Here is a 1,808-nt window from a genome sequence, read left to right on the forward strand (position 1 = left end):
GCACGAAGGCCACCTGTGACTCGCTGGGCAAGGACTGCGGCACGGTGGCGGACGGCTGCGGCGGCACCCTGTCGTGCGGCGCGTGTCCGGACGGCCAGTCGTGCGGCGGGAGCGGCGTGCCCAACGTCTGCGGCCCGCCGCCCTGCGTCCCCACCACCTGCGAGGCCCTGGGCAAGGACTGCGGGCAGGTCCCGGATGGCTGTGGCGCGGTGCTGGAGTGCGGCGCGTGCGGCCCGGGCATGACGTGCGGCGGAGGCGGCGCCGCCAACGTGTGCGGCCACGCCCCGTGCGCGCCCGCCACCTGTGAAAGTCTGGGCAAGGACTGCGGCCCGGTGTCCGACGGCTGCGGCGGCGTCCTGGAGTGCGGCGCGTGTGGCCCGGGTGAGGCCTGCGGCGGGGGCGGCGTGGCCAACGTGTGCGGACAGGGCGCGTGTCTGACCGCCACCTGCGCCATGCTGGGCAAGGACTGCGGCGAGGTGCTGGACGGCTGTGGCGGCACCCTGTCCTGCGGCGCGTGCGCGGACGGCCAGGCGTGCGGCGGCGCGGGCGTGCCCAACGTCTGCGGCCCCGGCACCTGCGTGCCCGTCACCTGTGAAGCGCTGGGCCTGGACTGCGGCCCGGTGTCCGACGGCTGCGGCGCGGTGCTGGAGTGCGGCGGCTGCACCGGGCCGGAGACGTGCGGCGGCGCGGGCGTGCCCAACGTGTGCGGCCAGGCGCCGTGCACGAAGGCCACCTGTGACTCGCTGGGCAAGGACTGCGGCACGGTGGCGGACGGCTGCGGCGGCACCCTGTCGTGCGGCGCGTGTCCGGACGGCCAGTCGTGCGGCGCGGGCGGCGAGCCCAACGTGTGCGCGCCCGCCGCGTGCCGGCCGGCCTCCTGCGGCCTGCTGGGCAAGACGTGCGGCGCGGTGCCGGACGGCTGCGGCGGCACGCTCGCGTGTGGCGGCTGCACCGCGCCGGAGACGTGCGGCGGCACGGGCGTGCCCAACGTGTGCGCCACCTCCCAGCCGGTGTGCATGGACCGGGACCTGGGCAGCGCGCTCCCCGTGACGGTGAAGGGCTCCACCGTGGAGGCCAACGACGACCACGCGGGCTCCTGCGGGGGCGCGGGCCCGCCGGACCGGGGCTTCCTCTGGACGGCGCCCCGGACGGGCACCTTCACCTTCGACACGGCCCGCTCGGCGGTGCGGTCGGTGCTCGCCGTGTACGGGGGCGGCTGCGGCGGCGCGGAGCTGGCGTGCGCCACGGGCGGCATCAGCTACGGCGGCGGGGCGCGGGTGGCGGTGGCGCTGACACAGGGCCAGCAGGTCCTGGTGACGGTGGACGCGGTGGACGGCGCGTCGTTCACGCGGGGCTACTTCGAGCTGCACATCGCCGAGCTGCGCCCCAGCGAGGCCGGGGCCTGCTTCGACGGCACGGACAACGACGGCGACCGCTGGGTGGACTGCGCGGACACCGACTGCCGCGACGTCCCCGGCTGCAAGGGCCAGGGCTGCGCGCACCACGACCTGGGCAGCGCCCTGCCCGTCACCTTCCTGGGAGAGACCGCCGCGTCCGGCGACGGCTTCCAGGGCACCTGCGGCGCGCTCCTCCAGCAGGACCGCGCCCACCTGTGGACGGCGCCCCAGGCGGGCACCTACGTCTTCGACACCTCGCCCGGCGATGAGGCCACCCCCGCCGGCAACGCCCTCTACGTCCTCACCGGCTGCCGGGGCACGGAGCTGGGCTGCGCCTCCCACCTCCACCCCACCCGGAAGAGCGCCCCCGCGGTGAAGCTCACCCTCACCCAGGGGCAGACGGTGCTGGTG

Annotated in this window: 1 protein-coding gene; it reads left to right on the forward strand. The window is 76.8% G+C overall.

Features of this window, described 5'->3' with window-relative positions:
• A partial coding sequence (locus D7V93_RS42525; RefSeq protein ID WP_120648625.1) for a tryptophan synthase alpha chain occupies positions 1-1,808 on the forward strand: 1,808 nt, incomplete at both ends.

Origin of the sequence: Corallococcus llansteffanensis (genome assembly GCF_003612055.1) — a bacterium.
Classification (GTDB): Bacteria; Myxococcota; Myxococcia; order Myxococcales; family Myxococcaceae; genus Corallococcus; species Corallococcus llansteffanensis.